This window comes from Parabacteroides acidifaciens (genome assembly GCF_003363715.1).
Taxonomy (GTDB): Bacteria; Bacteroidota; Bacteroidia; order Bacteroidales; family Tannerellaceae; genus Parabacteroides; species Parabacteroides acidifaciens.
Genome location: NZ_QREV01000022.1, coordinates 1 through 18,886, shown reverse-complemented (window position 1 = coordinate 18,886; position 18,886 = coordinate 1). Strand labels below are relative to the sequence as shown.

The following is an 18,886-nucleotide window of genomic DNA, read 5'->3' as shown; positions in this document are numbered from 1 at the left end:
ATTATTAATATTAAATCTGACCGCTTGTTCGCCTGTCGCAGGGTAATTGGTGTTGATCGAGACGGACGGCCGTCCGTCTCAACAACCCCGCGCGGTCGAATTATTTGATTATAAATTCATTCTTATTTTACGATTGCCTTTACAGCTTCTTCGCCTTCGATAGCAACTACAACTACACCGGCAGGAGCAGCGATGGTTGCGTTGTCAGAAGTGATAACTGTGTTAGCAACTGTCTGGCCTAAGATGTTAGTGATAACAACCTTCTTGCCGGCAGCTCCGATGATCTGAACATTACCTTCAGCAGCGATCACTGTCACTTCTGTTACAGAAGGAGCAGATTCGTTGGCTGTCGGAGCTTCTGCTGTTTCTACAGCGACCTTCAAAGCATCAGCCTGGTTGCTGGTAACAACCAATACACCGTTTACATTCTGAACATATTTATTAGCGTTCAGGATGTTGTAGTAGCCTTCGCTGTCTTTGTCTACCAAGAAATTGAAACGGTAGATTTCTGCCTTAGCTTCCTTCAATGTATCTGCCTTTGCAATATTATTGACGATCAAAGAGTCTGCACCGTAGCGAACAACGTTGCGGAACTGGATTCTTGTCTTATTGTCATAAGAATATTGTTCAGGATTAACCTTAGCAGCACTTGCAGAGTCAGAAGCAACACACATATACAATCTGTAAGCATCAATCTTAGCTGTTGTATCAGCGGCAAAGCCTTTGGTTACATAGTAAGTCGGAGTTACCAGATCCTTACCTTCATTGTCTGTGTAGCGAGCTGTATCCAGATAGAATGTGAAGTCTACCTTTTCGTAAGCAGCTTTCAAGTCACCTTCACGAGCAACAGCACCGAAGTTGTCTTTACCTACAGCAACCATGTCGCCGTTGATAGCCTTCAACTGTACGTGTTTCGGAGCTGTGAACAGGCTGGCAGGAGTCGGTTCGGTAGCTACGTAGAACAGGTCGTTCTTAACAGTAACTTCAGATGATTCTAAAATACCGGTCTGGGCATTTACGGTTGCTTTCTGATCGTTAACATCATAAACAAGAGATTTAACCTTAGCACCAGCTTCGTTTTCCGGAGCCAATTCCTGCATTACATAAGTATCTGCATTGTCTGTTGCGATGAAATAGAAGGCAGTTTTGATAGCATTGTATTTCTTCTCAGCGCTCTCTGCATCTGTATAAGTAATTTCTTCATACAGTTTGCTTGCATCCTTCGTCAGGATATAACCGTTTGCAGCTTCGTTAGCTACCAGGTATTCACCCTTAACAGTCTTAATATAGTAAGCCTGGTTTTCCAGTGTATCGATACCGGCAACCTTTGCTCCATATTCAGCAGCACCTGCTACAGGTTCCAATTTATAGAGAACTTCGTCAGCAGCAACCATTACAGAAGAGTCGCCCTTCATGTGCAGGAACAAATCCTTCATATAAGGAGATGCAGAGTGAATCATAAATGATTTGTTTACAAGATCATATTCGGAAGCGAACTTGTAACCGATCTGTTTTGCTGAATCCTGTCCTGTGTAAGCGATCTTAGCGTCTACCAACAACAGAGAGTCAGTACCGATTACGATGCTGTCACCTGACAATACGTCTGTAAGACCGGCGAAAGAGCCAGTGTTATCAATATCAGGCTTTGCACCTGTTGCACGGTTCACAATTGAATAGCTACCCTTTGAAGTTCCTGCAGTCTTTACAAATACATACTGTGCATACGGATTGAATGCCTGACCTTCTGCCAGATACTGGCTCTGTGCAACCGGGCTTTCATTAAAGAAGAAGCCTTCACCTTTGTTTTCAGCATTGTTACGATATTTGTTCAGGTCTTTCAGATAATAAACCTTTGTAACATCAATATCAGCAGTTCCACCAAAGTCAGGAGCTGTCTTATACGGCTGTACTAACGGCTTGATATACTCATCAATGCTAGTAGCAGGAGCAACTGTCAGAACCTTTGTGTCGCTCAATTCACGCAAAGCGACAGTGGCAGCAGTTGTTGTATTAGCAGCACGTTGAGGCAAGCCTTTGATGAAGAATGCTGTACCAGCAGCATCTGCAGCTACGCGTTGCAGTTTTTCTGCGGAAGCTACGAATGCGGAGATCTTAGCGAGATTCTTATTGTTTTTATTATCAGCAGCTTTAACCCAATCTTGGGCTGCTTTTAGGACACCGCCTTCAGCATTAGCAGCGGTACCACCATCAGCTAATGCTTTGGATGTAAATAAAGATTCTGCGAACTTGGCATTGTAACCGTCTGCAGATCGAGTGTCTTTTACAGCCTCTGCAAACCAAGCAGCAACTGCTGTTGCAAGACCTGCAATATCTCCAGTTTCAGCACTTGCCTCTACATACCCCGGCATACCTTTAAACAGATCAGTACCTGTAACAGCTGCATTATCTGCAACCTGAGGGCCATACTGCTTGCTACCATCGATAATAGCAGACTTATAGTTCATAGTCGGTTCACCTGCTACCGTCAGCACGAGAGAGTCGTTCATCGGGTAATACTTACCTGTAAATGTTGCAGCACCGATAGGTCTTGCATACTTAGTCAGGTCAGTAGGATTGTATTTGCTTTCATCATAAGTACCACCTGTTAAAGCTTCCATATCATCCAAAGACAAAGTCAATGTATCAGCAACCAATGCATGATACTTACCTGCTGCTGTGTCATAATAAGTAGTATCGACCATCAACAAGTACGGGTTACCGCTCTTGGTTTCTTTGTCCTTAACAGCCAGGAAGAAGCTATTAGCTGCATTAGCAGCATAAGCCACCCAAGCATTATCCGTCAGAATGTTTTTCGCATTCTTTACATCCTTACCATTGTTAAAGTAAACTTTACCGTCTTTCAGGATGGATTCAAAGTCTTCAGCAGCCAAATCGACTTTATTAGACTCTGTCAGCGGAACATAAGATACCAAAGCATCATTCTTTTCCACCTTATCAACACCGCCTTTAACAGCGCACAAACTCATGTCTGCAGCAAAGTAGAAAGTAGAGTCCTTAGTCTGTGCGTACAAACCTACTCCGTCTTTCCAACCCCATTGAGAGTTTCCTGTACCATCAATTTTAGCGGGAGCAGTAGATTTACCCTTATTATCTGTTACCAGTTTCACTGCCAGAACCTGACCGGCAAATTTGTTGGTAAACGTGTAAATAGGATTACCAGCAACAACTCCAGTTTCCGGCATCTTTACAGATACGGCCCAAGTTAAATTCTTGTAGTCGCTAATAGATGTAAGAGCAGTTCCTGTGGTTAAACCACCGTCGTTAATCTTCAAATAATTTGTAACAGATGAAGCGTTACTTGCTACAATACCCAGCAACACCTGTTCTTTGTCTGCCGGAGTAGACTTTGTCCCATCGGCTGCCGTATACGTCGGCCCATTATAAGCAGGGTTCGCTGCATACGCCGACAAACTTCCGGTTACCAAAGCAACCGCCAAAAGAGTAGAAAATCTTTTGTTCATAATTCTAAAATGTTTAATTAATAATAATGTATAGTATATTGAATTTCTATATCGTTCTTACACTTCGTGTTCAAACATTGAATTTCTTAATCGTTGTAAAATGACGAGAGAAAACGTACGTTTTTTTTAGTCATTTATTTTTGCGATCTTTGCACTTCGTGTTAAGAACAAGCTTTTTCGTACTCGTTAAGCTATTCTGTTGATAAGAAAGGACATAGAAATAAGAAAATTCTTTGAGGATATAGTTGCAGGTTTAAAACTTATGCCTATTTTTGTACCTGAAATATGACGAATCTAAACGTACGTTTTCGTTAGTCATTCTATCCTTCCTACATAATCTACTATACTTCAATTATTTACAACTGCTTTTCACCCGGTTTTCACGTGAAAATTTAATGATTCTTTCGTCGTCCTGTTTTTATTTATCCCTCTGTTTGTCAATGTTTTATATTTTTTGGTTTTCTTTGATGTAAAGGCCATTTCCAGGCGTTTTTCGAGAAACGCAAACGTAAGTGTCCTTTTTTGTTAATTACCAGCACATCTATTTAGCTTTTTTAGATCCCAAATTTCCAATAGCAGATTCCATGCCCATGAAAATCTGATTGCATGGGCATGGAATTTCGGATGGATGGGCATGGAAACTATTTTTGATTTCCAGAGAGGGAAGGCTTATTGTATAAAACGCTTTTTTCATCTTCGGAAGAGGTCCGAAATCAAATAAATGTTAATCCACTTTTCAGCCGCCAAAAAGGGGCTTTTTCCTCTTTTCCGGGAGTTTTTTGCCGGGAAGTCAACCTTTATTTCATTTTCGCGGTACTTTATCGCCCTGAAGACGGTCGTCATACCCAATGAAGACGGTCATCATTCAAATGAAGACGGTCGCGAGGGCGATAAAGACGGTCGTCGTGGCGACAAGCCCCCAAAACTTCTTTTGGATATTTGGAGCGCGGTCCGTTTTATTTTGAAATAATCGATTCTCCGGGAGTTAAGGTTTATCACATTGTCAGCGTTTCCGATTTCCGGTAATCAAATTGCACGTTTTCCGGAATAGGCTGCGCACCTCATTCTATCTGTTGTCATCCGTAAAGGCCAAAAGCGCGAAAAGAGTCAATCCAAAATCGATCAAGATTTCGGACGAAATAGAAAAATGGCCCAAAAGGGGGTTATTGTATTTTGCGTTTAATATATAAAGAAAAATAAACACGTGAAAAAAGCGGAAGCCTTATAACAAAAAAGAAGCCTTTCTTCACAGAGAGGCCTCTTTTTTATACTGGAAATAACCAATAAAAACTTTCCAATACGTTTAATCATCTTATATGCTTACATAATTAGCAAAAGGTTTTGATACAGCGATTATACTAATAGTGTTACTTTCTTAATGACATTGCAAAGATACGGCCACTTTACAGCCTCCACAATACCTATATATGAGTAAAAAAACGCCATTGTCTACCTACTCGAGGTGATATTCAAACAAAATGAAGACTAAAAACCGGATAATACCTACAAATAGGTAACAAGAAACCCTTTTTACCTACTAATTGCGATTGCGCACCGTCCGTAACCCCTCTAATTTTGCCCAAAATTTTAAAACGCAATGAAAAGATTAGCAAATTTTCTAACTTTAGCAATCTGCGCCTGCGGCCCGTTGATGGCACAGGAAAGCGATATGAGCTCTACCGTTAAAGCAAAAGAACTTTACAACGATTACCAGAAATTCCGTTTCGGCGGCTACGGGGAAATGGCGGCAAGTTATATGGATTATGACTTCAACCGTTTCAAGAACCCGGACGGTTCGCAGCGTTATAACAGGGGAAGTATCTCGATCCCCCGCTTTATCCTTGCTTTCGATTACAAGTTTTCGCCCAAATGGGTATTGAGTTCCGAAATAGAATTTGAATACGGAGGGACAGGAACAGCCCGCGAGATCGAATGGTATGAAGAAAACGGGGAATATGAAACTGAAATAGAAAAAGGCGGGGAAGTGGCGTTAGAACAGTTCCACATCTCTTACCTGATGGATAAGCATTTCAATATGCGGTTCGGCCACATGATCGTACCGGTCGGACTGACCAATACGCACCACGAACCGCTTAACTTCTTCGGCGTTTACCGCCCGGAAGGAGAAACAACAATCCTGCCCTCCACCTGGCATGAAACGGGTATCGCTTTCTTCGGCGACTTGTGGAATTTCGACTACGAACTGCAAATGGTTTCGGGCCTCGACCCGCAGGGATTCCGTAGCGAGGACTGGATCAGCAACGGCAAACAGGGCGCATTCGAAGTCAGCAACTTCACCAGCCCGGCATTCGTGGCACGCCTCAACTACAACGGGACAAAGAAGATACGCGGCCTGCGCGTAGGCGCATCCGTCTACTACAACCAGACAGCCAAGAACGGTTCGAAACCGACACGAAACATCAACTCGGCAACAGGCAAACACTACAAATTCCCGGTAACGATCGTGACGGCGGATGCCGAATACAAGAGCCCGAACCAGAACCTGATTGCACGGGCAAACTTCGTGTGGGGGCATCTGGGTGAAAGTGCGATCCTGTCGGAAATCAACCGCAAATCGTCATCCGCATCCGGCTACCCGACAAAACCGGTTGCCGAAAAGGCGGTAAGCTATGCAGGCGAAGTCGGCTACAATATCGGCTCTTTCTTCGGAGGCAAGGCACCGCGCATCTATCCGTTCGTACGGTATGAATATTACAACCCGATGGAAGATGTCGAGCCGAACAAAGGACAATTGGCAGACAAACGTTTCCAGTCGTCCGTGATCACAGCCGGCCTCAATTATTATCCGCTGCCGAACCTGGTCGTCAAAGCGGACTATTCCAACCGCAACATCGGATGGGGCGACTACAATGCAGAAAATACAGTCTCCATAGGAATCGCCTATATCGGTTGGTTCATTAAGAAATAAAGCGTGTTAAATCATTTAATTACAGACAAAATGAAAAAAAGTAACTTTTTTACCTTAATGCTGATGGGATGCAGTTTGTGTTTCCTGCCCGCATGCAGCGACAACGATGATCCTGATAACGGAAAAACAGAACCTCCCGTAGGAGGTTGGACAATCAAAACGATAGACCAGTGTCCGGATTCCGGCGAAAAGCTGACGGATGCACAGATGGATGCGGTTGTGGAGACCTTCGTTGACGAAGTGGCACTTCCTACCTATAAGACAATGGTCGACAATATGAACAAGTTGCAACAGGCCGTAGACGCTTTCGCCGCCAGCCCGAACGACAATGCGCTGGAAGAGGCTTGCACCGAATGGCGTAACGCCCGTATCTATTGGGAGCAAAGCGAAGCCTTCCTTTTCGGTCCGGCAGACCTGGAATCGTTCGACCCCAGTATGGACAGCTGGCCGTTGGACAAGAACGGTATCGACCAGATCATCAAAAACGGGAACTGGGATGCGATCGAAGGAAGTGTCGATGAATCCGAAACGGCAGAAAACCCAGCCCAGAACCTGCGCGGTTTCCACACCGTCGAATATCTGCTGTTCAAAGACGGAAATGCCAAAAAGGCTGCCGACCTGTCTGCAAACGAAATTATCTATCTGCAAAAAGCGGTAAAGCACCTGGCGAATGACGGTACAAACCTCTACAAAGCATGGAAAGACGGTCTGGGAGACGAAGATGTTCCGACCTCTTATGCCGAAGCGATGAAGAAGCATGACGGGACTTACACGTTGTCGAGTGCAAATGCCGCACTGGAATTGATACTGAATGGAGGCAACGGCATGGCAGCCATTGCCAACGAAGTCGGTGAATCGAAAATCGGCGTTCCGGTAGACGATTATGCCAAAGATGCGGCAGCCGGAAAGTTCGGCGAAGACAACAGCGGCGTGCTGGGCGTCGAATCGTGGTACAGCTGGAACTCATTGGATGACTATGAAGACAATATCCAGAGCATCCGCAACTGCTATTACGGCGGACACATGACAACTTCATTCGGAGAAGACGATCACTACACTTACGACGAAGAGAACCCGGGCGGCATCTCGAAACTGGTCAAGGTGATCAACCCGGCACTGGATTCACTCGTTATGGTCCAAATCGACAAGACAATCGAGGCGATCCGTGCGATCCCGGCTCCGTTCCGTAACAACCTGGATGCTCCGGAAGTAACGCCGGCCCGCGAAGAATGTGCAAACCTGAAGATATTATTGGATAAAGTGAAAGCTAAGTTCCAAGATTAAGAGCCCGTAATCAATATGACAAGATATCAATTTCTTTCGGGTAAATTGACTATCATCCTTGTATTCGCTTTCTGTTGTTTCGGGTTGTGCCAGAGCTGTACGACCGAAGACGACGTCAGCGAATACAGCGGGATAATCAAACCGAACGGGAAAGCCGCCTTGGAAAAGGAGCTCTCGGCAGGCCGTTCCACTATTTTCTCCAATGCGGCGGACGCCTACGACACCGATTCCTACTGGGTCAGCGAAAACCAGGAACTGTCGAGGCGTTTCAACAAGGGAGATGACTTGTATGACAGCGCTTACGGCATCGACGATGGTTTAGGCCCTCTCTACGGAGGATATTCATGCGGCAGCTGCCACAAAGGGACGGGACGCACACGGCCGGCTATTGCCGACGGCGGTTCCGGCTCGGGCTTCTCTTCCATGCTGATTTATATCAGCCGGAAAACAGGCGGGTATATACAGGAATACGGACGTGTCCTGCATGACCAGAGCATCTACGGGACGAAAGCCGAAGGGAAGCTCAAGATTACGACAACAGCGCAGAAGTACAGCTTTCCCGACGGGGAAGAGTACGAGCTGGTAACCCCTCACTACCGGATAACCGAATGGTCGGCAGACAGCATCGCGCCGGAAGACCTGCGCATTTCTGTCCGTATGCCTCTGCGCCATGTCGGGATGGGACAGATGATGGCACTGGACCTCGACCAGTTGCAGGAACTCGCCAAGCAAAGCAACTATCCGGAATATGGCATCAGCGGACGGCTTAATTACGTCACGGAAAAAGGGCGGTACGGCATCGGACTGTCCGGAAACAAAGCCAACCACCAGGATTTGACAGTCGAGTTGGGCTTCTCGTCCGACATGGGTGTCACCAACGACCGTTTTCCGCACGAAGTGGGCGAAGGACAGCCGCAGATGATGGGGAATGCCTACTCCAGCGTAGAAGTATCGACGGAAGATATGGCAAACGTAGACCTCTATATGCACTGCGTCGGAGTACCGGCACGGCGTAACGTGACCGACCCGGTCGTCATCAAAGGCGAACAGCTGTTTTACCAGGCCAAATGCCATTTATGCCATGCCGTGACTTTGCATACACGGCCCAGAGGCGTATCTCTGCTGGACGGCTGGACGGAACTGACGCAACTCGGCAACCAGGTCATCCACCCCTATTCGGACTACCTGCTGCACGACATGGGTGTCGAACTCGGTGACGACTATCCGGCCGGACTGGCAAGCGGCAACGAGTGGCGCACGACTCCGCTCTGGGGGCTGGGATTGCAGGAGGTTGTCAACGGGCATACCTATTACCTGCACGACGGGCGCGCCCGCAACCTGACAGAAGCAATCATGTGGCACGGAGGTGAAGGAGCCGCTTCGCGCACACTGTTCTCACGTATGTCGAAAGACGAACGCGCAGCCCTGCTCCAATTTCTAAAAAGTTTATAAATACAGACGCACACATACAAAGACGATGAAACAAAAAAAGATACTTACATTGGCGACAGCCGCACTATGCAGCCTCCTTGCCCTTCCGGCTATCGCCCAGGAAACAGAAAAGAAGATAGACGACAAATATGTAGAAAACGACGTCGTATCGTTAGCCGGGAAAAAAGGGTTCTCCTTCACGACCAAGGCGGGCGACTTCTTGCTGAAACCATACGTTTTGGTACAGACTTGCGCCACACTGAACGAATATGACGACCAGGGGCTGGAAAGCTATTATGCCAAAAACATCGCAAACACGGGCTTTGCCGTTCCCAATGCCATTTTAGGATTTACAGGAAAGGCGTTTGACAAGGTGACGTTCAACCTATCCATCAATGCGGCTAAAAGCGGCGGCGCACTGCTGCAACAAGCCTGGTTCGACATCGCTCTGAAAGACGAATTCCGCATCCGGGCCGGGAAATTTAAAACACCGTTCATGCACGCTTACCTGAGCACGCTGGGCGAAACGCTTTTCCCCGTATTGCCTTTTTCCGCATCGGCTTCCATCCTGCTGCCGTATGACATCAACTATGCCGTGCCGGGCTTTGCCACCGGTTTCGATCTCGGCGTACAGCTGCACGGGACGCTCGACAACAGATGGAACTACCAGGTCGGCGTCTTCAACGGAACAGGCATCAACGTCAACACGGCCACCAAGACGAACACCGACGACCATAGCTGGCTGCTCTCCCTGCTCTACGCCGGACGCCTCGCCTATATGCCGATGGGACAGATGCCGGCTTCGCAGGGAGATCCGGAAAACCTGAACGACAACAAGATGCAGATCGCCGTCTCGGCCTCCTACAACGCAGAAGCCGAATATCTCAGCAGCAGCGACACACGTGTCGGACTGGAATTTGCCTGGATGATCAACCGCTTCTATTTCGCCGCCGAAGGATATTTCATGAATATGCATTTTACCAAGATCATGAACAAGGCCGACGAGAACTTCTGGGCCGCATACGTACAGGGCGGATACTTCATCACCCCCAAACTGCAAGGCGCATTGCGTTATGACTTCATGGACCGTAACGGGACGAAGAAGGGCGGTTTGCTGAACATGCCGGCCGTCGGCGTAAACTACTACTTCTTCAATAATAACCTGAAGTTGCAACTTATGTACCAGTACCTCGGACGTTCCGGACACGACACGCAAGCCGACCGCGACGCCTCTGCTATCGGACTTGCCCGCAACAGTGCTACCGCCATGTTACAATTTACATTCTGACAAGATGAGACGAATGATATCCCTAAAAAACGGAGTCCTGCTTTTCCTTGCCGCCCTCTTGCTGGCAGCTTGCGACGAAGGGAAAATATATCCGGAGGAAACACCGGTCGACCTGGGCCGGACGGCAACCGTAAACGTCCGGTTCAAAGGACTGGGGGCATGGCCAAAAAAGAATTACCTGTCGCTCGTCGCCCTCGGAGACAATTCGGATACGCCGACGCAGAACAAGCGTTTCTCCAAACCGGTCAACGCAGACAAGACGATCTCCGTCACACTGAACAACCTGAAGGACGACACGCGGAAAATCTGCATTGCCGTCGTCAGCAACGGGTTGGACATCGTCTATACATATTATACGTACGAAGTAGACAAGTCCGGCGATAATATCGTCATCGACGTGGACGCGTTGGAGTTGGCCAGCTACGGCAGAATCCAGGAGCAGGTGTTCGATGCGAACTGCATAGCCTGCCACGGAGGAAGCACACAGGTCGCCGGAAAACTGAACCTGACACGCGATAAGTCCTATGCGGCACTGGTGGATGTGGAAGCACCCCTTTCGCCGGACAAGAAGAAATATGTAGACCCGGGCAATCCGAACAACAGCTATCTGCCGGAAATACTGGAAGACAACGACTATCATAAGGACATGTTCAACAGTACCGGCAAACAGGAAGTATTAGCGCTTATCAAAACCTGGATACAGGAGGATGCCCCTGATAATTAAACGTACCGACACATGACATTGACAACAAAAACATACGAACACGACACCATACACGTTCAAATTTGTTCTTTCACAGGAAAAGGAGGAGTGGCGGAATATCAGTTACTGATGTCCGTCACCGATCCTTGCCTGCCTTTCCGCAGCCAGTTGGAAAACCTGCAAAAAGCATACGCCAAAGCAGTGACGGAAGAATTGCCGGCCCACGCAATGGCCGTATTCCGCCGCTACTTCCTGAGCGATGCAGCCAACCAGGCCGACCTGGTCACGGAATGGGAATGCGAGAGCTCGTGCTGCCCGCTCTCGATCGTGCAGCAGGCTCCCCTGAACGGCAGCAAGATCGCGCTCTGGGCTTATCTGCAGACGGAGATGAACGTGCAGAACTGCAATAACGGACTGGCGGAAGTCTCGCACAACGGCTACCGTCATTTCTGGGAAGGCGGAGCGGCCAACAAGGCTTCCAACTCCGAATATCAGACGCGTCTGCTACTCAACAATTACATCCTGCAACTGACGGAAGAACATTGCACGCTCGCCGCCAACTGCATCCGCACCTGGTTTTTCGTCCAGAACGTGGACGTCAACTATTCCGGCGTAGTAAAAGCGCGCAAAGAGGTATTCATCACCCAGGGATTGACGGAGAAAACACACTATATTTCCAGTACAGGAATAGAAGGACGCCATGCCGACCCGAACGTATTGGTTCAAATGGACAGCTACGCCGTCGACGGCCTGCAACCGGAGCAAATCCGTTTCCTCTACGCCCCTACCCATCTCAACCCGACCTACGAGTATGGGGTGACTTTCGAACGGGGGACAGCCGTAACCTACGGTGACCGGAAGCAGATATTCATCTCCGGAACGGCCAGCATCGACAACAAAGGCGAGATCGTCTATCCCGGCGACATCATAAAGCAGACGCAGCGGATGCTGGAGAACATCGAAGCCCTGTTGCAGGAGGCCGGAGCCGGAATGGATGATATCACGCAGGCAATCGTTTACCTGCGCGACCCGGCGGACTACCAGGTGGTCAGCCAATACATAGAAAACCACTATCCATCACTCCCCCACCTGATCGTACACGCACCTGTCTGCCGCCCGGGCTGGCTGATCGAGACGGAATGTATGGCGGTCATACCGGCAGATGCTCCGCAATTTGCATGCTTATAAAAACCTAAAATGATAAAAGATATGGGAAACATGAAGAACGGAAAATACAGGGAAGCGGACAAGATGAGCGACCTGATATGCGAGAATTATCCGATGGTTCTTGTGATGAGCCGCTTCGGGATCGACCTGGGGTTCGGAGAGAAAAACATCGGGGAAGTATGCCGGCAGAACGAAATCGATACGCCTACTTTCCTGACTGTCGTCAACTTCCTGACGGATGCGGAAGCGGTTCCGGTTGCCGGCTACAACAAGGATATATCCATCTCCTCGCTGATCACGTACCTGCACAATGCGCACGACTACTTCCTGAACTTCCGACTGCCCCATATCCGCCATAAACTGACAGAAGCGATCGCGAGCTGCCCGAAAGACGTGGCCTACGTGATCCGCCGCTTCTTCGACGAATATGCAGAGGAAGTGCACAAGCATATGTCGTACGAGGAAAAGACCGTTTTCCCCTACGTCCGCAACCTGCTGAAAGGGGAAAAGGACCCGAAATATAACATCTCCATCTTCCGTAAACGGCACGACCAGATCGAGGGAAAGATTACGGAACTGAAAAACCTGCTTCTCAAATACTATCCGGGGCCGGACAGTAACCTGCTCAACAGTGTCCTGTTCGATATTTTCGCTACCGAACAGGATCTGGCTTCTCACAACCGTGTAGAAGACTATATCTTCGTACCCGCTATCTTGTCTTTGGAAAAACAATAAAAACAACCGATCATGTCCACAAATATAAAAATAGCGATAGCCGAACCCTCCGCCATCATCCGGTGCGGACTGGAAACGCTGCTGAAACGATTGCCAGGATTCCGCATCCAGATATCGGAAATAACAGCGGCAGACTGTCTGACGGAAGGCTTACGCATCTATAAGCCGGACATTCTGATTATCAATCCTTGCTTGCCGGGAAGCACAAACTTCCAACATCTGAAAGAGGAATGCGGATGCCCGGATATGAAATGTATTGCCCTTATATATAACGTATGCGATCCGGTTCAACTCCATGCCTACGACGACCAGATATCGGTCTACGACAGCGCCGACGAATTGAGACATAAGCTGGAACGGCTCAACGCCGAAGAGATTCCGGAGACAGAAGGGGAAAGCGACGACCAGCAGACGCTCAGCGGACGCGAAAAGGAAATCGTGGTCTGCGTAGTGAAAGGCATGACAAACCGGGAGATAGCCGACAGGCTTTATCTCTCTACGCATACCGTCATCACCCACCGCCGGAACATAGCCCGTAAACTGCAGGTACACAGTGCAAGCGGCCTGACCGTTTACGCGATCGTCAACAAATTGATCGAGCTAAAGGATTTGAACAACTGATATTTTCCTTATCTTTACGATCAACTGCAAAAACACAACATTTATGGACCTGATAAGGAAAACATACGACACTACAGAGGTGCAAATCACCTCTTTTCAATCAACCAAAGGTATCACGGAATACCATCTTCTTTTCCGGCAGACGGATTGCATGGAGGATTTCCACGCTCAATTACAACAGATACAAGAAGCCTACGCGCGTTGTGTAACCGAACTGCCGGGTAATCCGGTTGCCATTTTCCGGCGTTATTTCCTGAGCGACGTGACCAACCAGACGGACGAACTGATGGAACGGGAACGCCTTTCTCCCTATTGTGCGCTTTCTATTGTGCAGCAGGCGCCGATGAACGGGACAAAGATAGCTTTGTGGGCCTGGCTGCAAACGGGTGTGCAGACACAGGTCTTGCCAAGCGGGTTGTTCGAAGCGCGCCACAGCGCATACAGCCAGCTTTTAGGCGCCAACCAATGCAACAGAGCCGCCAATTCGGAATATCAGACGCGCCTGATTTTCCGCGATTACATCATGCAACTGACGGATGCCGGATGCACACTGGCAGCCAACTGCCTGCGGACCTGGATATTCGTTCAGAATGTAGACGTAAACTATCCGGGCGTAGTCAAAGCCCGCAAAGAGGTGTTTGCCACACAAAACCTGACGGAAGAGACGCATTTCATTGCCAGCACGGGAATCGAAGGGCGCTACGTCGACCCGATGGTATTCGTCACGATGGACACATATGCTGTTTCGGGTATCTGTCCGGAGCAAATCCAATATCTATACGCTCCCGATCACCTGAACCGCACGTATGAATACGGCGTCACCTTCGAGCGGGGAACCGCTGTCACGTATGGCGACCGCCGCCATATCTTCATCTCCGGCACAGCCAGCATCGACCGCTACGGCGAAATCGTCCACCCCGGCGATGTCATGCAGCAAGCTTCCCGCATGATCGAGAATATCACCGCCCTCCTGCAAGAAGCCGGCGCCACCCTCGACGACATCATGCAAGCCGTCATCTACATCCGCGACACGGCGGACTATGCACGGGTTAAGCAATATCTGAATAAACATCATCCGAATCTTCCCCATATCATCGTCCGCGCCCCTGTCTGCCGCACCGGTTGGCTGGTAGAGATGGAATGTACGGCGGTAACGGACAAAGGGGATGAAAGGTTTGCGGCGTTATAAGTAGTATTAATGTCAAAGGATCGTCTGCTGGTTTAGCAAGGTATTTACTTGCTTTTCCAGCTTTGGCAAATCCTTACTGATATATCAATTTCTTACTTTGTTCTATATCTGCAATAAAAAAGGGATTGGAGAGAGAGCGCTGGGTGACCAAATCTATTTTTCTCTTAAACAGTTCAACAAGTTTCTCCCTCAAAGAGAAATAGTTATCTGTATATTCTTCAATTGAAATATCAGACTCAAACTCTATCAGTAAATCAATATCACTATGTTCCGTAAATTTATGAGTATTGACAGACCCAAAGGAATACAAACTCTTCACTTTGTATCGCCGGCATAAATCTTTTATGGCTTCTATTCGATTTTGTAAGATAGCATTCATATTTCCTTCTGTCTTTAAACGCATTAGCAAAGATATAAATAGTTTTTCAATATTCCTATTACGAAATAAAAAACGAAGCCCTGGCGGAATATTCCGTCAGGGCTTGTTCTTTATCTGCTCTCTTTCTTCACAGAAGTACGGGCAGCATACTTATTTTTTTACTTTAGTATTAATGTACCACTTGTTCGCCCTCACGGGTTAATTGAACGGTCGAAAGGACCGGACGCATGGTCATTATTGATTATATTTTCTTATTTAACGATAGCTTTAACAGCTTCTTCACCTTCAACAGCTACAACAACTACACCGGCAGGAGCAGCGATTACAGCGTCGCTTGAAGTGATTACTGTGTTAGCTACTGTCTGGCCTAAGATATTAGTGATAACCACTTTCTTACCTTCGGCGTTAGCAATTCTTACAGCGCCATTCTGAGCTATTACTGTTACTTCAGATGTAGCGATTGTTTCATTGTCTGTAGCCAGCTCATCGTTTTCTTTGTTTTCAACATTGAATACCAATGCACCGTCACCGCCAGTCTTAGCGTTAGAGAACAAAGAAGGATCTTTTGTCAGAACAACACAACCGTTCTGGATCTTCAACCATGCTGCATTTTCAGGAGCGATATTTTCGCCGTCATAGTTGTTAGATTCGAACAGGAATGAGTTTTCTTTACCTTCTGCTGTAACGTTAGCTGCATTTTCAGGATGTACATAACGGAATGACCAAGTATAGTTCTTGTGCTTGTCCTGAGACAACAGGTTCTTAATATGTACGCCTTCATCTGCGAACAGTGTAGAATCAGCTTTTTCCAAAGCCTTGAAGTCGATCTTATCATTAGCTACGCTTCTATATTCAGCCGGTAAAATCCACAATGTATCAGCAACACGGATACCTTCTACGAAACCTACGCGAGTGTAACCACCTGCGATATCGGCATAAGGTTTATCCTGACCGTAAACATCAACAGAATCCTGGAAGCTTACCAGATATTTAGCTCTTTCGAAGCCCGGGATTGCCGGATGAGCATGTTTACACAACATAGGATCGTCAGTGATCTGTCCGTCAGGAGTGATGTGCGGACCATCTTCTGTACAAGGAGTACCTTCTACACCTTCGAAATCATTATGATTTACAGAGATCAGGTACTGCGGTTTGATATAACCACGGCCACGACCAACCCAAGCTGTATCGATCTGGAATGCCAAGCCTGTTGCTTTATCGGCAGTCCACATACCTGCATAACTTACATTAGCATCCATCAAACCACCTTCGCGGTTGTTTTCGTCCATCAAATATTCTTTACGAACATTTTCGAAGAATCTCAGGCTATCACGACCATCAGTTGCGCTTTCGCCAAGATTTACGTTGTTGAAGCGACGATACAGAGGAGTGTTATCCGGGTTGATAGCAAATGCAGAAGTTCTTGTTTCGCCCAGCGGCTGAACCTTAACGGTTGCATCCAGGATATCATCTGTTACACCGGCTTTGTAATCACCGATAGTCTCATCATCAGCCTTTACGATTGCATAGAAGCATTCGCCTTCATAATGGTTGTTTTCTTTGAAGAAGAAGCTGTCAGCAGGAGCACCGAAGTATTTAGACATTGCATATTTAGCTTCAGCAGCTTCACCCATAAAGGCATCTTTCAACTGGATAGAATAAGAAACTCTATACAGTTTCTTGATACCGGCTCTCTTCAATTCAGCAGCAGTACCGGCATAACCATAATTAGCCCACTTCTTTTCAACCAGACGGAACGCATCCTTACCATTCAATACATTCAACAGAGAATCTTTTCCAGCACCCTTAGCCAAATATTTGCTATTTTCGCCAGTTGCATACGGATGCAGATATTTGAATGTGTATTCATCTAAGAAGAACTTAGCATCTTTGATGTTCTTGAAACCAAGTAATGTATCCTGATAAGCTTCAGCAATCAGATCAGCGTTACCCTTAACACCTGCTGCTTCTTTTACCTGTACAAAGATCAGAGAGTCTTCACTTGCATAAAGATCGTCAGAAGCAGTCATATATTTTGCACCTTCAGCCTTCATCAACTGAGATACAGTTGTCTGATTAGGATATTCACGGTTCGTTACAGTAACAGGAGAATATTTTTCTACTTTCTCACCTGTGTTCTTCTTCAATACAACCCACTGGTAAGCCGGCATATGAGCAGGAAGCTGTTCGTCTGCTTTAACTGTAACCCATTCCAAATCACCATTCTTATGGATCGGAGAAGCCAAATATTGGCCTTTCTGGTTCATGATGAAATACAAACCATCATCAACGGAAGTACGACCATTGTAACCAGCTTCACAACCTGTGAAACCTAAAGTAATATCGGTTTCTTTCTTGTCATAGATCGTTACGATACGAACTTTGTTTTTGATCAAGTCCTGAACGGTTACGAAGTTGTTTGCACCAGCTGTTTCATCGCCATCTGGCTGTTCTGCAAGTGCAGGCAAAGTTGTTTCCGAACCATCAACCCAGCTTGAACCATCTTCACCGTTTATCGGATCATAAACTTTTGCTTCTTTTACCTGAATAACCAAGCTATCTTTTGAAGGATAGTAAGAGAACGCAAATTTGTACTGGCCTGCAATATCTGTATTACCAATAGAGTCGGCAGCTGAAGTCGGCTTCGTTTCTGCCGTACTTGCCTGACGTTTAGCATAGCTCAGATCAGACCACTTGAATGCACGGAATCTTTCGCCACTTGCATTAACGATAGAAGTATCGACACGCAGATAAGAACTGTCTGTAGTCAAGATAAATACATAATCGTCACCATCTTCACCTTCAATAGCTTCTGCCAGGAACTTGCCTGCATTCTTTCCATTGAACGGGTTAGCAACCTCAACCTTTTCACCCTGTTCGTCCGGAGTGAAATTCAGCGCAACACCTTTATCGGCAGTCTGCAAACCTAACATCGTATTGATTTCGGGAGCTTGCAAACGGATCATGTCGGCTTCAACCAGAGAGAACTTAAGTAATTCTGATCCAGCAGCAGCATCTGCGTAAGCATCGGCTGCGCCTAATTTTTTAACCATGACTTTTACAGACTCGTCAGCAACAGTCTCCACATCTGCTAAACACAACCCTATTACAGAGTCAGCCTTGAAATAAGAATACAGCGTCTTACCTTCTTGTTCTGCTGTCGGAATAGAAGTGTACTGGTTCAAAAATGCCCAACCGGAAATTTCACCGCCTACACGAGTAGAATCTTCTTCTGTATAAGAAGCTTTTTCTTTTTCCAGTCCTTCCAACAGCGTACCTGCATATTGGATATCCAAACGCTGGCCGGTAGCCTTGTTTGTAAAGTCGAAGATAGGAGCTTTACCATAACCTTCTTCGGTTACTTCGATGCACCACAATGTACTTGCTAAATTTGCAGAAGAAATATCGGATTCCAGTACCAAAGCGCCATTCGGAGTCATAGTAAGAACTCCTTGCTCAGCTTTCAATTGGTACAAGCCGTTACCCGTCTTCTTCAAGGATGTCACAGGGTCCCCTGCGTTGGCATTCATCGCACCTAACAATGCAACTCCTGCCAAAAGAGTAGAAAACTTTTTGTTCATAATTCTAAATTTAATATTAATACTAATGTTTATAAAAAGTTCAGTTCATACCGTACGTTTGTTAACTTTTGTATTTTGTATGTGAATACGTACGTTT

The 18,886-nt window shown here is 46.9% G+C and carries 13 protein-coding genes; 10 read left to right on the top strand and 3 right to left on the bottom strand.

The genetic code is table 11. The annotated features are described in order from the left end of the window. Window positions 1–122: 122 nt before the first annotated feature. Complete coding sequence (locus DWU89_RS21215; RefSeq protein ID WP_147292112.1) at window positions 123–3,482, bottom strand: DUF6383 domain-containing protein; 3,360 nt, start codon at window positions 3,480–3,482, stop codon at window positions 123–125. A gap of 721 nt (window positions 3,483–4,203) precedes the next feature. On the opposite strand from DWU89_RS21215, the gene DWU89_RS10700 reads away from it, so the two are divergent. The 10 genes from DWU89_RS10700 (at window position 4,204) to DWU89_RS10655 (ending at window position 14,829) form a co-directional block, all read left to right on the top strand. Continuing rightward, window positions 4,204–4,452, top strand: coding sequence for a hypothetical protein (locus DWU89_RS10700; protein WP_115499639.1), 249 nt, complete (start codon window positions 4,204–4,206; stop codon window positions 4,450–4,452). A gap of 627 nt (window positions 4,453–5,079) precedes the next feature. Next, window positions 5,080–6,411 carry a hypothetical protein gene (locus DWU89_RS10695; RefSeq protein ID WP_115499638.1) on the top strand — a complete coding sequence of 444 codons (1,332 nt, stop codon included), beginning with the start codon at window positions 5,080–5,082 and terminating at the stop codon, window positions 6,409–6,411. 30 nt (window positions 6,412–6,441) lie between these two features. Beyond that, window positions 6,442–7,695, top strand: a complete 1,254-nt coding sequence (locus DWU89_RS10690; RefSeq protein WP_115499637.1) for an imelysin family protein — start codon at window positions 6,442–6,444, stop codon at window positions 7,693–7,695. A 15-nt stretch (window positions 7,696–7,710) separates the two neighbouring features. Further along, window positions 7,711–9,147, top strand: a complete 1,437-nt coding sequence (locus DWU89_RS10685; protein WP_115499636.1) for a di-heme oxidoredictase family protein — start codon at window positions 7,711–7,713, stop codon at window positions 9,145–9,147. Window positions 9,148–9,172: 25 nt separating this feature from the next. Further along, window positions 9,173–10,414, top strand: a complete 1,242-nt coding sequence (locus tag DWU89_RS10680; RefSeq protein ID WP_115499635.1) for a porin — start codon at window positions 9,173–9,175, stop codon at window positions 10,412–10,414. A 4-nt stretch (window positions 10,415–10,418) separates the two neighbouring features. Beyond that, the gene (locus DWU89_RS10675; protein ID WP_115499634.1) at window positions 10,419–11,138 is read left to right on the top strand and encodes a hypothetical protein; all 720 of its coding nucleotides are present in this window, start codon (window positions 10,419–10,421) and stop codon (window positions 11,136–11,138) included. Between the two features lie 12 nt (window positions 11,139–11,150). After that, a complete protein-coding gene (locus DWU89_RS10670; RefSeq protein ID WP_115499633.1) occupies window positions 11,151–12,305 on the top strand; it encodes a Rid family hydrolase in 1,155 nt (384 codons plus the stop codon). Between the two features lie 9 nt (window positions 12,306–12,314). Next, complete coding sequence (locus tag DWU89_RS10665) at window positions 12,315–13,019, top strand: hemerythrin domain-containing protein (RefSeq protein WP_115499632.1); 705 nt, start codon at window positions 12,315–12,317, stop codon at window positions 13,017–13,019. Between the two features lie 12 nt (window positions 13,020–13,031). Further along, a complete protein-coding gene (locus DWU89_RS10660) occupies window positions 13,032–13,640 on the top strand; it encodes a response regulator transcription factor (protein ID WP_115499631.1) in 609 nt (202 codons plus the stop codon). A gap of 43 nt (window positions 13,641–13,683) precedes the next feature. Then, the gene (locus DWU89_RS10655; RefSeq protein ID WP_115499630.1) at window positions 13,684–14,829 is read left to right on the top strand and encodes a Rid family hydrolase; all 1,146 of its coding nucleotides are present in this window, start codon (window positions 13,684–13,686) and stop codon (window positions 14,827–14,829) included. A 73-nt stretch (window positions 14,830–14,902) separates the two neighbouring features. Here the strand turns inward: DWU89_RS10655 and DWU89_RS10650 are convergent, their stop codons facing one another. After that, the gene (locus tag DWU89_RS10650; RefSeq protein ID WP_115499678.1) at window positions 14,903–15,208 is read right to left on the bottom strand and encodes a nucleotidyltransferase family protein; all 306 of its coding nucleotides are present in this window, start codon (window positions 15,206–15,208) and stop codon (window positions 14,903–14,905) included. A 251-nt stretch (window positions 15,209–15,459) separates the two neighbouring features. Continuing rightward, window positions 15,460–18,789, bottom strand: a complete 3,330-nt coding sequence (locus tag DWU89_RS10645; RefSeq protein ID WP_115499629.1) for a DUF6383 domain-containing protein — start codon at window positions 18,787–18,789, stop codon at window positions 15,460–15,462. Window positions 18,790–18,886 lie beyond the last annotated feature (97 nt).

What these genes read in the sequence shown, in the direction of transcription:
- DWU89_RS21215 (WP_147292112.1), bottom strand. Translation starts at nt 3,482, where the DNA reads ATGAACAAAAGATTTTCTACTCTTTTGGCGGTTGCTTTGGTAACCGGA.
- DWU89_RS10700 (WP_115499639.1), top strand. Translation starts at nt 4,204, where the DNA reads ATGTTAATCCACTTTTCAGCCGCCAAAAAGGGGCTTTTTCCTCTTTTC.
- DWU89_RS10695 (WP_115499638.1), top strand. Translation starts at nt 5,080, where the DNA reads ATGAAAAGATTAGCAAATTTTCTAACTTTAGCAATCTGCGCCTGCGGC.
- DWU89_RS10690 (WP_115499637.1), top strand. Translation starts at nt 6,442, where the DNA reads ATGAAAAAAAGTAACTTTTTTACCTTAATGCTGATGGGATGCAGTTTG.
- DWU89_RS10685 (WP_115499636.1), top strand. Translation starts at nt 7,711, where the DNA reads ATGACAAGATATCAATTTCTTTCGGGTAAATTGACTATCATCCTTGTA.
- DWU89_RS10680 (WP_115499635.1), top strand. Translation starts at nt 9,173, where the DNA reads ATGAAACAAAAAAAGATACTTACATTGGCGACAGCCGCACTATGCAGC.
- DWU89_RS10675 (WP_115499634.1), top strand. Translation starts at nt 10,419, where the DNA reads ATGAGACGAATGATATCCCTAAAAAACGGAGTCCTGCTTTTCCTTGCC.
- DWU89_RS10670 (WP_115499633.1), top strand. Translation starts at nt 11,151, where the DNA reads ATGACATTGACAACAAAAACATACGAACACGACACCATACACGTTCAA.
- DWU89_RS10665 (WP_115499632.1), top strand. Translation starts at nt 12,315, where the DNA reads ATGATAAAAGATATGGGAAACATGAAGAACGGAAAATACAGGGAAGCG.
- DWU89_RS10660 (WP_115499631.1), top strand. Translation starts at nt 13,032, where the DNA reads ATGTCCACAAATATAAAAATAGCGATAGCCGAACCCTCCGCCATCATC.
- DWU89_RS10655 (WP_115499630.1), top strand. Translation starts at nt 13,684, where the DNA reads ATGGACCTGATAAGGAAAACATACGACACTACAGAGGTGCAAATCACC.
- DWU89_RS10650 (WP_115499678.1), bottom strand. Translation starts at nt 15,208, where the DNA reads ATGAATGCTATCTTACAAAATCGAATAGAAGCCATAAAAGATTTATGC.
- DWU89_RS10645 (WP_115499629.1), bottom strand. Translation starts at nt 18,789, where the DNA reads ATGAACAAAAAGTTTTCTACTCTTTTGGCAGGAGTTGCATTGTTAGGT.